This window comes from Salinihabitans flavidus, assembly GCF_900110425.1.
Classification (GTDB): domain Bacteria; phylum Pseudomonadota; class Alphaproteobacteria; order Rhodobacterales; family Rhodobacteraceae; genus Salinihabitans; species Salinihabitans flavidus.
In genome coordinates, this window is sequence record NZ_FODS01000011.1 from 21471 (window position 1) to 39630 (window position 18160).

Annotated in this window: 16 protein-coding genes; 6 read left to right on the forward strand and 10 right to left on the reverse strand. The window is 65.8% G+C overall.

Annotated elements, in window-relative coordinates; all coding sequences use genetic code 11:
- Positions 1-2 precede the first annotated feature (2 nt).
- A complete protein-coding gene (locus BMW66_RS10295) occupies positions 3-1238 on the reverse strand; it encodes a sulfite oxidase (RefSeq protein WP_093118144.1) in 1236 nt (411 codons plus the stop codon).
- A gap of 501 nt (positions 1239-1739) precedes the next feature.
- Positions 1740-2528: an alpha/beta hydrolase gene (locus BMW66_RS10300; protein ID WP_093118307.1), complete on the reverse strand. Its 789-nt coding sequence runs from the start codon at positions 2526-2528 to the stop codon at positions 1740-1742.
- Between the two features lie 119 nt (positions 2529-2647).
- On the opposite strand from BMW66_RS10300, the gene BMW66_RS10305 reads away from it, so the two are divergent.
- A complete protein-coding gene (locus BMW66_RS10305) occupies positions 2648-4120 on the forward strand; it encodes an NAD-dependent succinate-semialdehyde dehydrogenase (protein ID WP_093118146.1) in 1473 nt (490 codons plus the stop codon).
- An 89-nt stretch (positions 4121-4209) separates the two neighbouring features.
- Here the strand turns inward: BMW66_RS10305 and BMW66_RS10310 are convergent, their stop codons facing one another.
- The 5 genes from BMW66_RS10310 to BMW66_RS10330 form a co-directional block, all read right to left on the reverse strand.
- Positions 4210-4683 carry an Hsp20 family protein gene (locus BMW66_RS10310; RefSeq protein ID WP_093118148.1) on the reverse strand — a complete coding sequence of 158 codons (474 nt, stop codon included), beginning with the start codon at positions 4681-4683 and terminating at the stop codon, positions 4210-4212.
- A 132-nt stretch (positions 4684-4815) separates the two neighbouring features.
- The gene (locus tag BMW66_RS10315) at positions 4816-5604 is read right to left on the reverse strand and encodes a trypsin-like serine peptidase (RefSeq protein ID WP_093118150.1); all 789 of its coding nucleotides are present in this window, start codon (positions 5602-5604) and stop codon (positions 4816-4818) included.
- 74 nt (positions 5605-5678) lie between these two features.
- Positions 5679-6989, reverse strand: a complete 1311-nt coding sequence (glcF, locus tag BMW66_RS10320) for a glycolate oxidase subunit GlcF (RefSeq protein WP_093118152.1) — start codon at positions 6987-6989, stop codon at positions 5679-5681.
- A 2-nt stretch (positions 6990-6991) separates the two neighbouring features.
- Positions 6992-8101 (reverse strand): FAD-binding protein, encoded by a 1110-nt coding sequence (locus BMW66_RS10325; RefSeq protein ID WP_093118154.1) that lies wholly within the window; start codon positions 8099-8101, stop codon positions 6992-6994.
- Positions 8098-9537, reverse strand: a complete 1440-nt coding sequence (locus BMW66_RS10330) for an FAD-linked oxidase C-terminal domain-containing protein (protein ID WP_093118156.1) — start codon at positions 9535-9537, stop codon at positions 8098-8100. The genes BMW66_RS10325 and BMW66_RS10330 overlap by 4 nt, the downstream gene beginning before the upstream one ends.
- Positions 9538-9623: 86 nt before the next feature.
- On the opposite strand from BMW66_RS10330, the gene BMW66_RS10335 reads away from it, so the two are divergent.
- Both BMW66_RS10335 and BMW66_RS10340 read left to right on the forward strand, forming a co-directional pair.
- Positions 9624-10322 (forward strand): DUF599 domain-containing protein, encoded by a 699-nt coding sequence (locus tag BMW66_RS10335; RefSeq protein WP_093118158.1) that lies wholly within the window; start codon positions 9624-9626, stop codon positions 10320-10322.
- Positions 10323-10327: 5 nt separating this feature from the next.
- Positions 10328-10711, forward strand: a complete 384-nt coding sequence (locus tag BMW66_RS10340; protein ID WP_425441320.1) for a hypothetical protein — start codon at positions 10328-10330, stop codon at positions 10709-10711.
- Positions 10712-10887: 176 nt separating this feature from the next.
- Here the strand turns inward: BMW66_RS10340 and BMW66_RS10345 are convergent, their stop codons facing one another.
- Positions 10888-11364, reverse strand: a complete 477-nt coding sequence (locus BMW66_RS10345; RefSeq protein WP_093118162.1) for an Lrp/AsnC family transcriptional regulator — start codon at positions 11362-11364, stop codon at positions 10888-10890.
- Between the two features lie 105 nt (positions 11365-11469).
- Between BMW66_RS10345 and putA the strand changes: the two genes are divergently transcribed.
- Positions 11470-14889: a bifunctional proline dehydrogenase/L-glutamate gamma-semialdehyde dehydrogenase PutA gene (gene putA / locus BMW66_RS10350; protein WP_093118164.1), complete on the forward strand. Its 3420-nt coding sequence runs from the start codon at positions 11470-11472 to the stop codon at positions 14887-14889.
- A 31-nt stretch (positions 14890-14920) separates the two neighbouring features.
- A complete protein-coding gene (locus BMW66_RS10355; protein ID WP_093118166.1) occupies positions 14921-15673 on the forward strand; it encodes a rhomboid family intramembrane serine protease in 753 nt (250 codons plus the stop codon).
- Between the two features lie 10 nt (positions 15674-15683).
- On the opposite strand, the gene BMW66_RS10360 is transcribed toward BMW66_RS10355, so the two are convergent.
- Entirely contained in the window at positions 15684-16259 is a 576-nt protein-coding gene (locus BMW66_RS10360) for a YqgE/AlgH family protein (protein WP_093118309.1), read from the reverse strand.
- A gap of 153 nt (positions 16260-16412) precedes the next feature.
- Between BMW66_RS10360 and BMW66_RS10365 the strand changes: the two genes are divergently transcribed.
- Positions 16413-17216: a protein-disulfide reductase DsbD domain-containing protein gene (locus BMW66_RS10365; RefSeq protein WP_093118169.1), complete on the forward strand. Its 804-nt coding sequence runs from the start codon at positions 16413-16415 to the stop codon at positions 17214-17216.
- A gap of 13 nt (positions 17217-17229) precedes the next feature.
- On the opposite strand, the gene BMW66_RS10370 is transcribed toward BMW66_RS10365, so the two are convergent.
- On the reverse strand, positions 17230-18105 hold the full coding sequence (locus tag BMW66_RS10370; RefSeq protein ID WP_093118171.1) for a lysophospholipid acyltransferase family protein: 876 nt from the start codon (positions 18103-18105) through the stop codon (positions 17230-17232).
- Between the last annotated feature and the right edge of the window lie 55 nt (positions 18106-18160).

Sequence of the window (18160 nt, forward strand, 5' to 3'; positions counted from 1 at the left end):
GATCAGGCAGCCTCCGCCTGCACGGCGACTTTGTGGAAGGAATTGTTGAGATACCCTTTCGGATTCCACTTGATCGCGAAGGGCTGCATCACGCCTTCACTGTCGGTCGCGCGCGCCCAGATCTCGTAATAGCCGGACTGGGGAACGGTGACGGTGGTCCGCCAGTTCTGCCACGCCCCGTCATTGACCGGGTCATCGAGGTCGGCTTCCTGCCAGCTCTCGCCATGGTCAGACGAGACCTCCATTTTCTGCACGGTGCGGTCGCCCGCCCATGCGTGACCGCGCACCTCGAACTCTGATCCGACGTCTGCCCCGTCTTGCGGATGCGTAATCAGCGACTTGACCGGCATCGCATGGATGGTTTCGAAATCTTCAAGCGGGACGTCCGTTCCCGGCGCGACGGGGTAGCTTGGCACGCTATAGGACGGCGCGGCCATCTTGGTCCCGTCATGCTTCTGATCCCGCAGTTCGATCCGCGTCAGCCACTTCTGCGAGCAGGAGCCCGGCCAGCCGGGAACGACCAGTCGCAAAGGCGCTCCATTCAGCGGATGCAATGGCTCGCCGTTCATCTCGAATGCGATGAGCACGTTATCGGTCATCGCCTTGTCGATCGGCACCCCGCGCGACAGCGGCGATCGCTCCGGGTCGCCCGAAAGATGCCCGTCGGCGCCATAGTGGCCGGTATAGACCACGCTTTCGTGAACGCCTGCGGCCTCAAGCACGTCGCGCAGGCGCACACCGGTCCATTCCGAGCAGGCGATCGCGCCATAGGTCCACTGGTTGCCGGAAGCCGGGGGGTCGAACATGGCACGCCCGTTGCCGCCACACTCCAGAGCCAGCGCCATTGTCACGACCTCGAACTGGTCACGAAGATCGTCGATGCTCAACTCCATCGGCTGATCTACAAGCCCGTCCACTGTCAGCATCCAGCCTTCCGCAGACGTATCGTCCGGCACGACGCCGTTGTTGCGAACGAAGTGTCGATCAATGGGCGTGATCGCGTCGTCCAGAAGGTGCGCAGGCGTTTGCGCGTTCACAGGCCTGTCGTTCAGAAGATCCAGCCCGTCCTTGCCTTCGAGTGCTCCACCCTGCGCCAGGGCACGTGTCGACGTCATCTGTAGCGAGGCGCCAAGGCCCAGAATGCCGCTAGCGAGTCCCAGTCCGGTGACTCCAAGAAAGCTGCGGCGTTTCATGCTTTGCGGCAGGTCTTCGGGGGTATCAATTCCATCCTTTGCCATCTCTTGTTTCTCCTCCAATTATTCAAAAAAGCTGGTGGAAAACGCTGGCGTTGCCGGATCGTTTCGGAACGCGATCCGCCGTGCGTCTTGCAGCGGTCCGCTCAAGCCGATCAGCTTCACGCTATTGACCTTCCTCGTCGTATCTTTCCGGCCTGAAAAGCACGTCGCGGACTGCTGCGGCGAGGGCCTGACCAGAGCTTTCGCGGTCATTGCCTCACAATCTCGAGGGCGGTTACCCTGTCGCTCGGAACTGGCCACACAAAGGCTCGCTGCGCTTCGAGGCCACTGGCCGAGGCGCCGATGCCCAAGATGATATGTATTGAGGCTACACATCAAGGGAACGGTAGCAACCTCGGGACTTCAGGTCAAATATGGGCAGGGTGAGACCGGACGCCGCGTTAATCCCGCCCTCCGCCATCACCGGCACCGACGCGATACCGACAGAATACCGACAGAATACCGACGTTTTACCGCATGGCATTTTTCAGCAAATTCAAGGCGTTAACCCCGATTCGGCAAAACTTCCCGCATCAACGGGCTGCCGGGCTCCGCCAGCGCCTCCACCACGCTGAAATGATGCTGCCCCGGCACCTCCACCAGACCGCAGCGCCACGCGTCCGCCAGCCAGCGCGCCTGATCGAGGAACGCGGGCCTCTCGTCGCCGCCGACCCATGCCGTGACCGGCACATGCGGCAGTTTCTCTTGCAAGACAGGGCTTTCCGCCTCCGCCTCCGCCGCGTCGAGCCCCAGGGTCTCGTTCATCGTGGTTTTCAGAAGCGGCCGCAGATCGGCCACCGGCGAGATCGGCACCACCTTGCACAGCCGCGCGGCCACCGCCTCGGGCAGCATGCCGGGCACGCACATCCGCGCCACGAGATGCCCGCCCGCCGAATGCCCGCACAGCGCGACAGGCCCGGCCACCTCGCCCGCTGCAAAGCTCACGGCGCGCGTAACCTCCTGAGTGATCTGGGAAATCCTTGCCTCCGGCGCAAGCGTGTAGGTCGGCACCGCCACCGCCCATCCGCGCGCGATCGCCCCGCCGGCCAGATGCGACCAGTAGGAGCCATCGAACGCCTTCCAATAGCCCCCGTGGACAAAGACCATCAGCCCCTCCGGCTCGCCATCGGGCAGGAAAATATCGACCACCTCGCGCGCCCCGGAGCCATAGCGAAGCCCAAGCCGCCCGCCGTGCGCCGCCCGGAACTCCGCCGCCCGTGAGGCCCATTTTTCCGGGTATTCCGCCGCTCCGGGAATATAGGCGCCGTTCTCGTAGGCGTCGTCGAGTTCCATGTCTGCCCCCTTGATTTTCGTCGGATTCATAATTGATCATATTCTGGACTTCCGGTCCGATCTGGACGACATTAGCGCCAAATATTCCCCATGCACGCGTGAAATTCCCGGAGGCCCGAATGCTCGACACAGTGACCGATCTCAAATCCCACCTCAAGGACCCGACCCTGCTTGAAACCCGCGCCTATATCGGCGGCGAATGGATCACCGGAGAGGCCACCTTCGACGTGACCAACCCCGCCCGCGGCGACGTGATCGCACAGGTGACCGATTGTTCGCGCGCGCAGGTCTCCGGCGCCATCGCACAGGCCCAGACCGCACAGAAGGAGTGGGCGAAATGGACCGGCAAGGAGCGTGCCGCCGTCCTGCGCCGCTGGTTCGACCTGATGATGGAGAATCAGCAGGATCTCGCCGTGATCCTGACCGCCGAGATGGGCAAGCCGGTGACCGAAGCGGCGGGTGAAATCGCCTATGGCGCCTCGTTCATCGAGTTTTTCGCCGAAGAGGCGAAGCGCATCTACGGCGAGACGATCCCCGGCCACCAGCGTGACAAGCGCATCACCGTGATCAAGCAGCCCATCGGCGTCGCCGCCTCCATCACGCCGTGGAACTTTCCCAACGCGATGATCACCCGCAAGGCCGGCCCGGCGCTCGCCGCCGGATGCAGCTTCGTCGCCCGCCCCGCCGCCGAGACACCGCTTTCGGCCATCGTGCTGGGCGTTCTGGCCGATCGTGCGGGCATCCCGGCGGGCGTGTTCAACGTCGTGCCCTCCTCCCGCGCCTCCGACATCGGCAAGGAATTCTGCGAGAACCCGGCCGTGCGCAAGCTCACCTTCACCGGCTCCACCGAGGTCGGGCGCATCCTGCTGCGGCAGGCCGCCGACAGCGTGATGAAATGCTCGATGGAGCTGGGCGGCAACGCCCCCTTCATCGTGTTCGACGACGCCGATCTCGACGCGGCGGTCGAGGGCGCGATCATGTGCAAGTTCCGCAACAACGGGCAGACCTGCGTCTGCGCCAACCGCATCTACGTGCAGGCCGGCGTCTACGACGCATTCGCCGCGAAACTGAAGGACGCGGTGGCCAAGATGAAGATCGGCGACGGGCTCTCGGGCGACACGCAGTTCGGCCCGCTGATCAACGCCGATGCCGTCGAAAAGGTCAAGGAACACATCGCGGACGCCACCGCCAAGGGGGCGCAGGTCATTCTTGGCGGCAACCCGTCGGAGCTTGGCGGCACCTTCTTCGAGCCGACCATCGTCACCGGCGCCACCCGCGACATGGAGTTCGCCACCGAGGAGACTTTTGGCCCGCTCGCCCCGCTGTTCAAGTTCGAGGACGAGGACGAGGTGATCGCGCTGGCCAATGACACGATATTCGGGCTGGCCAGCTACTTCTACGCCCGCGATCTCAGCCGCGTCTACAAGGTCGCCGAGGAGCTTGAATACGGGATCGTCGGCATCAATACCGGCATCATCTCCACAGAGGTGGCCCCCTTCGGCGGGGTCAAGCAATCCGGCCTCGGCCGCGAAGGCAGCCACCACGGAATTGAGGATTACCTGGAGATGAAATATATCTGCATGTCGGTCTGATCCGCGACAGGCCGCACATCCGATCAGCAAAACGCCCGGCAGGTTTCCCCGCCGGGCGTTCGTCTGTCGTCAGATCGCCAAAGGCCGGATCAGTTGACCGCCTTGGCGTCCACCACATCCTTGTCGACGCTGTCGTCGTCGCCCCTCTCGATCGCGATGCGGCGCGGCTTCAGCGCCTCGGGCACTTCGCGCACCATCTCGATATGCAGCATGCCGTCGGCATGGTTTGCCCCGGTCACGCGCACATGATCGGCAAGCTGGAAACGCCGCTCGAACGCGCGGGTGGCGATGCCGCGATGCAGGAAGGTGCGGCCATCCTCATCCCCGGCCTTGCGCCCGGTCACGATAAGGGCGTTTTCCTTGACCTCGATGGCAAGATCATCGGCAGAGAATCCCGCCACGGCGATCGAGATGCGATAGGCGTCATCGGCGGTCTTCTCGATGTTGTAAGGGGGGTAGGTGGACTGGCTGACATCATTCGCCAGAACGCGGTCCATCATGTCGGCAATCTGGTCGAACCCGACCGTTGCCCGGTAAAGCGGTGCGAAGTCGAAACTGCGCATAGGTCATCCTCCTTCTTGAGCGATAACAATATGTAAACCTTCCCTTGCGGGGACAGGCAGGTCACGACAGGGCCCGATGGTGGCACCCCGCCACGGATATAGATTGGAAAGGATCGCGGCGATTTCAACCCCTCAGGGACGGACGAATTTCGCCCCCGTGCTCTGCCGCGCGGCCTGCGGTGTGACCTGCAACACCGTATCCACGCCAAACGCCGCGCGAAGCTGCTCCAGCGGCCCGTCAAGCCCGGCGCCCAGCGAGACGGGTTGCCCGTCCACCTCGGCCTTGGCGGTGACCACCGACACGATCTCGGCCACCCCGTCGGTGACGCGAAACACCGGCGCGCCGCTCGATCCGAAATCGACGCTGCACGACATCACGTAAACCCCCTGCTGGCGGGACAGCACCCGGCACATTTCCTGAAACGAGGGGGCCTCGGCCCGGTCGCGGGCATAGGATACAACGCCCACCCGCTCTCCGGCCCGCAACCGGCCCGCCGTGGCGAAGGGATGCACCGTGGTATTGCGGACCGGATGGTAAAGCTGCAACAGCGCAAGGTCATGGCGCACCCGCGCTGTCACCGCGCGCTGGTCATGCTCGAACTCGGGATGCGTCACAGCGCGGCGAATGCGGCGGTAGGCTTCGGCGCGCCCGTTGCGCCAGCCTGCCCTGAATTCCATCTGGTCGGCGGAGAACCTCCGGCCGGTCGCCTTGTCGAACAGGCAATGTGCCGCCGTCAGCACCAGATCGGGCGCGATCAGCGCGCCGGTGCAGAATCCGCGCCCGGCAATCTCGATCCGCCCCACGCCTTCCCAACCGCGCGTCTGGTCGCCCGTATCCATCCGGCGCAGCCCCCCGTCCTGCGCCAATGCGGCGGTGGAGAGCATGATCGCGGCGTAAAAGGCCAATGATTTTCGCAACATATCGGCTCCGGCAAGGTCTTCCTGACCAAGCGTTACTCGCAGGTCTGGGCGAAAATAGGGCGTTCCCGTGCAACTTAGCGTAGATCCGGCACGCCCGCCTCTTCGTTCAGCGCGGGCGGCATCGGCCCCCCGGTCGCCCAGTCGAGCAATTCGACGGTATGCACCACCGGCACCCCCGTGCCCGATCCGATCTGCATCATGCAGCCGATATTGCCCGCGGCGATCACGTCCGGCGCTTTTGCCTCCAGCGTCTGCACCTTGCGCGCCTTGAGCTGCTTGGAAATCTCCGGCTGCATCAGGTTGTAGGTGCCCGCCGAGCCGCAGCACAGGTGACTGTCCGCCGGCTCCACGACATCGAACCCCGCCCGCCGCAGAAGATCCTTGGGATAGCTCTTGATCTGCTGGCCATGCTGAAGCGAACAGGCCGCGTGATAGGCCACCGTCATGTCGCGCGGCGCGCTGTCCTGAAGCGGCAGCTTCATCAGGATCTCCGACACGTCCATCGCCAGATCGGCCACCCGCGCGGCATCGGCGGCCAGCGGCCCGTTGCGGAACATGTGGCCGTAGTCCTTGACCGTCGTGCCGCAACCGCTGGTGTTGATCACGATGGCATCGAGTCCGTGCCCGTCCATCTCCGCCGTCCAGGCGCGGATGTTCTTTTCCGCCGTGGCGTGGCTCTCGGCGGTCTTGCCCATGTGATGCGTCAGCGCCCCGCAGCATCCGGCACCGCGCGCCACCACCACCTCGCAGCCCAGCCGCGTCAGCAGCCGGATCGTCGCATCGTTGATATCGGTATTGAGCGCCCGCTGCGCGCAGCCCGTCATCAGCGCCACCCGCATCCGAGGCCGGCCCTCCGGCGCGAAACTCTGCGGATCGTCGTTCCGGCTCACCGGCGGGATATGCTTGGGTGCCATTTCCAGCATCGCGCGCAGCCGCGCATCGGGCATCACCCGGGCAAAGGGCCGCCCGATCTTCGCCCCCAGAAGCGCCAGCCGGAACCGCGTGGGATAGGGCAGGATACGCGCCAGCATCCAGCGCAGCGCCCGATCCCCGAGGGGCCGCTTGTAGCGTCGTTCGATATAATCGCGCGCATGGTCCACCAGATGCATGTAATGCACGCCTGACGGGCAGGTCGTCATGCAGGCCAGGCACGACAGGCAGCGGTCGATATGCTTGACCGTGCGCGGATCGGGCACTCGCTCGTTCTCCAGCATGTCCTTGATCAGGTAGATGCGACCGCGCGGGCTGTCCAGCTCGTCGCCCAGCACTTGATAGGTCGGGCAGGTCGCCGTACAGAACCCGCAATGCACGCAGGCGCGCAGGATCTCGTTCGACCGCGCCGTGGCCGGATCGCTGAGTTGCCCTTCGGTGAATTTCGTCTGCATCGCTACCCCATCAGCCCCGGATTGAACACGCCGCGGGGATCGAACGCCGCCCGCAGGCCCTCCGAGATCCGCGCGATCGGCGCGGGCTCGGGATGGAACATCGGGGGTCCCTCCCCTCGGATCAGGGTGGCATGCCCCTTTGTGCCCGCCATCGCCGCGCGCACGTCCACCCCCGGCGCCGCCAGCGCCCAGACAAGGCCCCCGCCCCAGTCATAGATCACCGCCTCCGCGCCCAGCCGCGCCACCAGCTCCGGCGCCTCCGACGGCTTGACCGAGAGACGCCAGACATGGCCATCGCGGCCGTGAAACGCCTCTACGTCGCGCACCGCGCGCCACAGGGCCGCCCCCGCCTCGGGGTCTGTCTCCACCCGCGATACGCCAAATTCCGACAGCACCCCGCAAAGCGCCTCGGCGCGATAGGCGACCGATGCCTCCATCCCCTCGATCCGCAGCAGGGTGAGCGGCGCATCCCCCGGCAGATGCGCCGCCCCCGTCACCTCGAACGGAGAGCCGAGCGCGGCGGCCATCGCGCGCACCGCGTCCGCGTCGCTCAGCCCCTCGATCAGCAGCGTACCCGTCACCTCCGGCGCCGGCAGCACCTTGAGCGACACCTCGGTGATCACGCCCAACGTGCCCCAGCTTCCGGCCATCAGCTTCACAAGATCATAGCCAGTGACGTTCTTCATCACCCGCCCGCCGTTCTTGAGGATGCGCCCCTGCCCGTCGACAAAGCGCACTCCCAGAAGGAAATCGCGCGCCGCCCCGACGACGACCCGGCGCGGCCCCGACACGTTCGCCGCCACCGCCCCGCCGATCGTCGGCGCGCCTTTGGTGCCCAAAAGACCGCGATGATCCATCGGCTCGAACGCGAGCCGCTGCCCCTCGGAGGCCAGCACCCGCTCGACCTCCGCCAGCGGGGTGCCCGCCCGCGCCACGAGCGTCAGCGCGCCCGGCTCATGCAGCGTCACCCCCGACAGCCCGCGGGTCGTCAGCGCGGCCCCCGCGCCCCCGCTCCGCCGCGTGCCGCCGCCCGCGATCCGCAAGGGTCCGTTGCTCCCCGCCACGATCTCGGCAAGCTCCGCCTCGCTTTGTGGTCGCGCGGCCTGCGTCACACCGCCGCCTCCCGGCGCGCCCCGGTTGCCGCCAGCGGAAACACCTTGGCTGGATTGAGAAGCCACCCGGGATCGAACACATCCTTCACCGCCATCTGGATCTCCAGATCCTCGGGCGCGTATTGATGCCCCATCAGGTCGCGCTTCTCTATGCCGACGCCATGCTCTCCGGTCAGGCACCCGCCCACCTCCACGCAAAGCCGCAGGATGTCGGCGCCGAAGGCTTCACATTTCTCCAGATCGCCCGGCTTGTTGGCATCGAAAAGGATCAGCGGATGCATGTTCCCGTCACCTGCGTGAAAGACATTGCCCACATCAAGGCCATAGTCCTTCGACATCTCCCCGATCCGCCGCAGCACATGGGGAAGCGCGCTCACCGGGATCGTGCCATCGAGGCACATGTAATCGTTGATCTGCCCCATCGCGCCAAAGGCCGATTTCCGCCCCAGCCAGATCTTCGCGCTTTCCTCGGCGCTGCCGCTTTCGCGGATCTCCACCGGATCGTGACGTTCTGCAATCTCCACGATCCGGGCAAGCTGCGCGTCGATCTCCGCGTCGCTGCCTTCCACCTCGATGATCAGAAGCGCCTCGCAATCGGGATAGCCCGCCTTGGCGAAGGCTTCGGTGGCGCGGATGCAGGGCCGGTCCATGAACTCGATCGCCACCGGAAGAAGACCCGCCTTGATGATGTCCGACACGCATTGCCCGGCCACCTCGTTGCTGTCGAACCCCACCAGCACGGGGCGCGCGCCCTCGGGTTTGGGCAGGATACGCAGGGTCGCCTCCGTCACCACGCCAAGCTGCCCTTCCGATCCGCAGATCAACCCCAGCAAATCAAGCCCGGCCGCATCCATATGCGCGCCGCCGATCTCGATCACCTCACCCTCCATCGTCACCATCGTGACCCCCAGAAGGTTGTTCGTCGTCACCCCGTATTTCAGGCAATGCGCCCCGCCGGAATTCATCGCGATATTGCCCGCGATGGCGCAGGCAAGCTGCGACGACGGGTCGGGGGCATAGAAGAACCCCGCCTCCTCCACCGCGCCGGTCACGCTCAGGTTGGTGCGCCCCGTCTGCACGCGGATGAAGCGGTTGTCGTAATCGGTCTCCAGAACCTGCGACATCCGCGCCACGCCAAGGATCACCGAATCGGCGGTCGGCAGCGCCCCGCCGGCCAGCGACGTGCCCGCCCCGCGCGGCACCACCGGCACTCCCGCCTCGTGGCAGATGCGCAGCGCCTTCGCGACATCCTCTGTCGTGCCCGGAAGAACCACCGCCAGCGGCGGGCAGCTATAGGCGGTCAGCGCATCGCACTCATAGGCGCGAACCTCCGCCTCCGCGTCGATCACCGCCCCCTCGGGCAGCGCCGCGCGCAAGCGCTTCACGATCCGCGCCTTCTGCGCGATAATCTGCGGATTGGGCGCGGGCATCTCCATATATAATCCTTTCGCGCAATTGGTAAGAAATTATAACCAATCAAACCCTATGGCAACCCATTTATCCCCGCGCTAGGCTTCGCCTCATGGACTGGATGGATCGCCTCACGCTCTTCGACACGCTCGATTTCGCCGCCGTGGCCGGGCTGCTGCTGACGTGGCTGGTAGCGGGATACCTTATTGAGCATCCGCCGAAAAGCCGTCCCTCCGTCTCTGTTCTGATGAGCAGCTACCGCCGCGACTGGATGCGGCAGTTCGTCGATCGCGATCCGCGCATCTTCGACTCGCAGATGCTCACCATCCTGCGGCAGGGCACGTCCTTCTTCGCCTCCGCCTCGATGATCGCCATCGGCGCCGGTCTGGCGCTGATCGGCAATACCGAACGGCTCGTCGGGGTCGCCACCGACCTGACCCTCGACACCGCCCCCGCCATCGTCTGGGAGATCAAGATCGTGCTGGCGCTGTTCTTCGTCGCCAACGCCTTTTTGAAATTCGTCTGGTCGCACCGGCTCTTTGGCTATTGCGCGGTGGTGATGGGGTCGGTGCCCAACGACCCGTCGGACCCGCAGGCCGGCCCGCGCGGTGACACTGCGGCGGATCTCAACATCTACGCCTCGCGCAGCTTCAACCGCGGAATGCGCTCGCTCTATTTCGCGATGGCCGCGGTCACATGGCTCGCCGGCCCGCACGCGCTGATCCTCGGCACGCTGGCCACCGGCATCATGCTCTGGCGCCGCGAATTCGCCTCGCAGTCGCGCGCCGCGCTGCTGCACACATCCTCGTGAATTGAATGGCGGGCCCGATCTGCCAGACTGGCGCCATGATCCGTCTTGCCCTGCCCCTCCTTCTGCTCCTCGCGGCCCCGGCGCTCGCCGACCCGCCCGTGGTCGAAGGCGCCGAAGCCGGGCGCAGCAGCGAAAGCTGGCGCGTCTCCGTCACCCTCTCGCATCCCGACACCGGCTGGAATCACTACGCCGACGGCTGGCGCGTTCTGGATGAAAACGGCACCGAACTGGGCCGCCGCGTGCTGCATCACCCGCATGTGGACGAACAGCCCTTCACCCGAAGCCTTTCGGGTCTGGATCTGCCCGAAGGCTCGGGCGCCATCTGGATCGAACCGCGCTGCTCGGTGGATGGCTGGTCCGGCACCCGCACCCGCGTCGATCTGCCATAGCGCCGCGCCCGACCGCCCCCGCGTTAACCCGATGGTGACGCCTTTGCACCGAACGCCGTGTTAGCGGGGCGAGTCCGGCCCATCGCCACCGACGCGATACCGACAGAATACCGACGTTTCACCGACATGGGTTTTTGAGCGTTAACAATAGCTTGAGGTGATTCGCGCCACATGGGTCAGGTCACGTCGGAAATCCCCGTCTCCTTGACCGCCTGCATGGCAACATAGGTCGATGTGCTCGCCACATGCGGCAGCGCGGAAATCACCTCCCCCAGCACCCGGCGATAGGCGGCCATGTCACTGGTCCGCACCTTGAGAAGATAGTCGAAATGGCTCGCGATCATATGCGCCTGCTCGACCTCCGGCACCCGCGCCACGGCGGCGTTGAACGCCGACAGCGCCGCCTCCCGCGTGTCGCTGAGCTTCACCTCCACGAAGGCCACATGATCGAGGCCAAGCCGGATCGGATCGAGCATGGCCCGGTATCCGGTGATCACGCCATCGGCCTCCAGCCGCCGCAACCGCGCCTGCGTCGGCGACTTCGACAGGCCGATCCGCCGCGCCAGATCGGTGACCGACACCCGCCCATCGCGGGACAGTTCGTCAAGAATCCTGCGATCGAAGGCGTCAAGCTCCGCCTGTCCGGTCTGCATTGCCATGCCCCTCTATTTCAGGTCAACCGGCCATCCATATTCGCAAATTCAGGCGAAACGACCAGTCGATCCACGATATACTATCCCAAACAAGGAGAGCCTTCCATGCGTGATTTCCGCCGCCGGATCGACACAGAGACCTATTGCGACGAGGCCGGGCTGGTCGCCCGACTGACCGAAGAGGCCGCGCTTTCGCCCGAGGACCGCACCCGCATCTCGGGTGCCGCCGCCGATCTGGTGCGCCGCATCCGAGGGCAAAGCCGCCCCGGCCTGATGGAGGTGTTTCTGGCCGAATACGGCCTCTCGACCGACGAGGGCATCGCCCTGATGTGTCTGGCTGAGGCGCTCTTGCGCGTGCCCGACGCGGAAACCATCGACGCGCTGATCGAGGACAAGATCGCGCCCTCGGACTGGGGCCGCCACATGGGCCATTCCACCTCGCCGCTGGTCAATGCCTCGACATGGGCGCTGATGCTGACGGGCCGCGTGCTCAAGGATGAAAACCCCGGCCCCGTCGGCCATCTGCGCGGCGCCATCCGCCGTCTGGGAGAGCCGGTGATCCGCACCGCCGTGGGCCGCGCCATGCGGGAAATGGGCCGGCAATTCGTGCTGGGTGAAACCATCGACGCCGCCATGTCCCGCGCTGCCGGGATGGAGAAAAAAGGCTATACATATTCGTATGATATGCTGGGCGAAGCGGCCCGGACCGACGCCGACGCCATGCATTATCACCTTGCCTATTCACGGGCGATCTCAGCGATTTCCGCCGCCTGCACGCAGGTCGACATCCGCGACAATCCGGGCATCTCGGTGAAGCTTTCCGCGCTTCATCCCCGCTATGAACTCGGGCAGCGCGACCGCATCATGGATGAGCTTGTGCCCCGCCTGCGCAGCCTCGCGCTGCTGGCGAAATCGGCGCGCATGGGGCTGAATATCGACGCCGAGGAGGCCGACCGCCTGTCGATTTCGCTGGACGTGATCGAAGCGGTCCTGTCCGAGCCCGCGCTGGCCGGATGGGACGGCTTCGGTGTCGTGGTGCAGGCGTACGGCAAACGCGCCGGCCCCACGCTCGATTACCTCTATGACCTGTCCACCCGGCTTGATCGCAAGATCATGGTAAGGCTGGTCAAGGGCGCCTATTGGGACACGGAAATCAAGGCCGCGCAGGTGCTTGGCGTCGATGGCTTCCCGGTCTTCACCTCGAAACCGGCGACCGACATTTCGTTTCTGGCCAATGCCCGCAAGCTGCTCGGCATGACCGACCGGATCTACCCGCAATTCGCCACCCACAACGCCCACACCGTCGCCGCGATTCTTGACATGGCGGACGATCACGACAGCTACGAATTTCAACGCCTGCACGGCATGGGCGAAAGCCTGCATGAGATCGTGCACGCAGAGCACAAGACCCGCTGCCGCATCTACGCGCCGGTCGGCGCGCATCGCGATCTTCTGGCCTATCTGGTGCGGCGCCTGCTGGAAAACGGCGCGAACAGCTCCTTTGTCAACCAGATCGTCGACGACGAGGTGCCGCCCGAAGAAGTCGCTCGCGATCCCTTCGACGCGCTCGCTGACGATCACATGAAACTGCCCACCGGGCCGGAGCTTTTCCTGCCCGAGCGGGTCAATTCCAAAGGGTTCGATCTGCGCGACGTGCCCACGCTGGAGGAGATGGATGCGGCCCGCGATCCCTGGCGCACAGCCTCATGGGCCGCCGCCCCGATCATCGCCGGCGAGGCGCAGCCCGAGACGCCGGAGCCGGTGACAAACCCCTATCTGGACACCGACAGCCCCGGCAGCGTCGCCCACGCCAGCCCCGGGGATGTGCAAACCGCGCTGGACGCCGCCCGCCCGTGGCAGGCCCCGGCCGGGGACCGCGCCGCCGTGCTGAACAAGGTGGCCGATCTCTACGAGGAAAACTTCGGCCCACTCTTTGCGATCATCGCGCGCGAGGCCGGCAAGACGCCGCTCGACGCGGTGGCCGAACTGCGCGAGGCCGTTGATTTTCTACGCTATTACGCCGCAAACGCTCCCGATGCGCCGCCCGCAGGGGTGTTCTCCTGCATCAGCCCGTGGAACTTCCCGCTGGCGATCTTCACCGGGCAGGTGTCGGCGGCGCTCGCTGCGGGGAACGCGGTTCTGGCCAAGCCCGCCGATCAGACACCGCTCATCGCGCATGAGGCGGTGAAACTGATGCACGAGGCCGGGGTGCCGCGCGAGGCGCTGCAATTTCTGCCCGGCGCGGGCTCTGTCGTCGGCGCCGCGATCACCTCCGATCCGCGCGTGAACGGCGTGGCCTTCACCGGCTCGACCGCCACGGCGCAGCGGATCCGCACCGCGATGGCCGAAAACCTCACCCCCGGCGCGCCGCTGATCGCCGAAACCGGCGGGATCAACGCCATGATCGTGGATTCCACCGCCCTGCCCGAACAGGCGGTGCAGGCCATCGTCGAAAGCGCGTTCCAGTCGGCGGGCCAACGCTGCTCGGCGCTGCGCTGTCTCTACGTGCAAGAGGATATCGTCGGCGATTTTCTCGACATGCTCACCGGCGCGATGAAGGAACTGCGCCTTGGCGATCCATGGCACGTCAGCACCGACGCTGGCCCGGTGATCGACAGTGCCGCTCAATCGGAGATCGCCGCCCATATCGCACAGGCGCAGGCCGACGGGCGCGTGATCTACCAAACCTCCACGCCGCAAACCGGAAGCTTCATCGCCCCCACCCTGATCCGGGTGGGCGGCATCGAGGATCTCGACAAGGAGATTTTCGGCCCCGTTCTGCATGTGGCGACCTTCCGCGCTGAAGAACTCGATACCGTGATCGACACGATCAACGGCACGGGCTACGGGCTGACCTTCGGCCTGCAAACCCGCATCGACGACCGAGTGCAGCATGTCGCCGACCGCATCCATGCGGGCAACATCTACGTCAATCGCAACCAGATCGGCGCCATCGTCGGAAGCCAGCCTTTCGGCGGCGAGGGGCTGTCCGGCACCGGGCCCAAGGCGGGCGGGCCGCACTACCTCGCCCGCTTCACAGCCCCCGAACGCAAAGGCGCGAGCGGCGCTTGGGACGGGCCGATGCCCGCCGATGTGCTGGCCGACCTGATCGCGCGCGCAGAACCGGGCGCCCCGCCCGAAACGAAAACCCTGCCCGGCCCAACCGGCGAATCCAACCGGCTGTCCACCGTGCCGCGCGCGCCTCTTCTCTGCCTCGGGCCGGGGCCGGAGGCCGCGCAGGAGCAGGCCGAGACCGTGCGTCGCCTTGACGGACGCGCCGTTGTCGCCACAGCGGAGGTCAGCGCAGAGCAGCTTGAACAGATCCCAGGGATTTCCGGTGCGCTGTGGTGGGGGGATGAGGCGACGGCACGCGGCTATGAGATTGCACTGGCGCGCCGCACCGGGCCGATCCTGCCACTGATCACCGGCATCCCCGACACCGCGCGTGTGCGCGGTGAACGCCATGTCTGCGTCGATACCACGGCGGCAGGCGGAAACGCCGCACTTCTGGGCGGGGCGGCTTGACGCCCCTGCCCTTTGGCTCCAGCTTTGGCGGATGTTTCCGATCCGTGATCACAACCCGTCTTCGGGCACGCCTTATGTGACGTACGCGCTGATTGTCCTCAACGTGGTGATCTTCGCATCCTATTGGCCGCTCTTCGCGGAACCCTACCGCCTCACCGTCTTTTTCGGGGACTGGGCGCTGATTCCGGCGGCGGTGTCCGAAGGGCAGCGCATGCACGGGTTCGTCACCTCCCTGTTCCTGCATGGCGGGCTGATGCATCTGGGCGGCAACATGCTGTTTCTTTGGATCTTCGGCGACAACCTCGAAGATGATATGGGGCACACGGGCTTTGCCCTGTTCTACCTCGCGGCCGGTCTTGGTGCGGGGCTGGCACAGGTTCTGGCCAACCCCGGTTCGGCGATTCCCACGGTCGGGGCCTCGGGCGCGATTGCCGGGGTGATGGGCGGCTATCTGTTGCTTTACCCCCGGGCGCGGGTCGATGTCCTGCTGATCTTCATCATCTTTTTCAAGGTCATCCCGGTGCCGGCGTGGCTCATGCTGGGGGTGTGGTTCGCCCTGCAACTTTTCAGCGGGGTGTCGGTGGATACAGCCAGCGGCGGGGTCGCCTACTGGGCGCATGCGGGCGGGTTCGTGATCGGGCTTGCTCTGACCCTTCCGATCTGGCTGCGGCGCGGGGGGCCGCGCGGGTGGTCGCGCACCGACGGGCTGCCGCCCCATCCCGAGGCGCGCTATACCCTCTCGCGCAGCAATGTGCCTCGCGTGCGCAAACGCCGCCGTCGATAGGCCCGGCCGCTCAGGCGTGCCCGGCGCTCGACGACAGGGTCAGCGCGTCGACCCCGATACTCCGGAGCGCGGCAGTCCATTTGTCGGCATCGGGCAGGTCGAACACCATTGTCTGCGTCGGATCGCACACCAGCCAGCCATTTGCCGCGATCTCGGCCTCGATCTGCCCCGGTCCCCAACCGGCATAGCCAAGCGCCATCAGCGCCCGGTCCGGTCCGGCCCCCCTGGCCATCTCTTCGAGAATATCGAGTGTCGCGGTCATCGCGAACCCCTCGCTCACCGCCATCGTGGACAGCTCCGAGCGATAGTCCGGCGAATGCAGGACAAATCCGCGTCCGCCTTCCACCGGGCCGCCGAAATGCAGCCCGATATTGCCCCTGGGATCGCTCTGCTCGATGGAAAGCTGTTCAAGCAGGTCCGACAGGCGCATGTCCTCGACCGGCTTGTTCACGATCAGGCCCATCGCTCCGTCGTCCGAATAGGCGCACAGAAACACGACAGCATTCGCAAACCGCGGATCGCCCATGCCCGGCATGGCGATCAGCATCTTGCCACTGAGATCGAGTGCCTCTTTGTCGTCCTGCACGTCCGGGGCCTCCTGATCTTCTGTGCCAGTCCCTTCAAGATGAGGTTCGCCGCCGCCCGGTGCAAGCCCTGTCGCGGCGCGGACGGAAATTGACACATCCCCTCGCCGGAAAGTGAGTTGGCAATCGCGCCGCGATCCCTCATCTAGGTCCGCATGATACGCCACTTGCTCCTGTTGCTCACTCTTTTCGCCATGCCTGTGGCCGCGCTGTCACAATCCTTCGACCGGGTGGTGCAGGTGGAAATTCTGCCCGGCTGGCGCAATTCCGACGGCAGCCACATGGCGGCGCTGCGCTTCACGCTCAATCCCGGCTGGAAAACCTATTGGCGCGCGCCCGGCGACGCGGGCATCCCGCCCCGCTTCGACTGGAGCGGCTCATCCAACCTCAAAGGGGTGGAACCGATTTGGCCGACCCCGAAAGTCATCTCGCAGAACGGCCTGCGTTCCATCGGGTATGAGCAGGAGCTGATCCTGCCGCTGCGCCTGACCCCCGCCCGCGCCGGGGCGCCGATCTCGCTCGACGTCGAAATGGACATCGGCGTCTGCCGCGACATCTGCGTGCCAAGCGAACTGACAACGCGCGCGACACTTCCCCGAACCGGCGGAACACGCGATCCGCGCATTGCCGCGGCGCTGGCCGACCGCCCCTATTCCGAGGGCGAGGCGGGCGTGCGCTCGGCGACCTGCACACTTCGCCCCACCGCCGACGGAATGCATCTGTCCGCCCGCATCATCCTGCCGGACACCGGCGGCCCCGAGGTTGCCGTGATCGAAACCGCCGATCCACGGCTGTGGGTCGCCGAGCCTAAAACAGCGCGGCAGGGTGACACGCTCATCGCGGAGACCGAATTGATGCATGTGGACGGCGAGCCCTTCATGCTCGACCGCTCCGGTCTGCGCTTTACCGTCATCGGTGGCAGCCGCGCGGTGGACATCCGGGGCTGCACCGCGGGCTGATCCCGCACCGCGCCTAGGTGCCCTGCCAGCGGCGCAACATCCAATACCACTGATCGGGATGGCTGCGGATGCGCGCCGACAGGCTGTCATTGAAGGCCTGCGTCATCGACAGGCTGTCGGTATGCGCAATCGGCGCCTCGAACTCCACGGAAAACTCGCTGCCGTCCCCGGTGCGGATGCCATAGGCCGGAACCATCGGCAGACCGAATTTCAACGCCAGATGCGCCGGCGAAAGCGAGGTCAGCGCCGGACGTCCCAGAAACGGCAACGGCACCCCGTCGGGATGCTTTTCGTCAAGCAGCACCGCAATGAACCCGCCGCCGCGCAAATGCCGGACAAGCGCCTTGGTGCCAATGCGCCCGGTGGCCAGGATGGGCTTCCCCCCCGCCTCGATCCCGGCGAAAAGGCGCCGCTGGTAGTGGCGGTTGGTCTGCGGACGATAGACCGCGCCGGTTTCCATCCCCTCGGCCTTGAGCACCGCACGCACCGCCTCCCATTGACCGAAATGACCGGAGACGATGATCGCCCCCTTTCCCTCTGTCCGGGCCTGCCGCAAGGCCGCAAGCCCGGGGCCGGAGACGTGGAACTTGTCCTGCCGGATCTGAAACTCAGCGTTGTGGTAGATCTCGAACAGGGTCTGGCCCATGTTGCGCCCCATGCCGCGGCAGAGCGCCATCCGCTCGGCGCGGGGCATATCGGGAAAGACGCGCCGCACCTCGCGGCTGAACCGGCGCCGGGCCGGGGGAAACCAGCGCATGACCTCGCCCACCGCTGTGCCCAGAGCGCGCGAGCGCAACTCGAACGCCCGCCGCCGTGAATAGGCAAGCGCCGACCACAAGGGAAGATACCGGACGTGATGCCAGGCGGATTTGACCGAACGAAGCAGCATGGCCCCTATATGGCCGGACTCGCCGGCGTCGCCAAGGGCAGACCGCGCCGGGGCG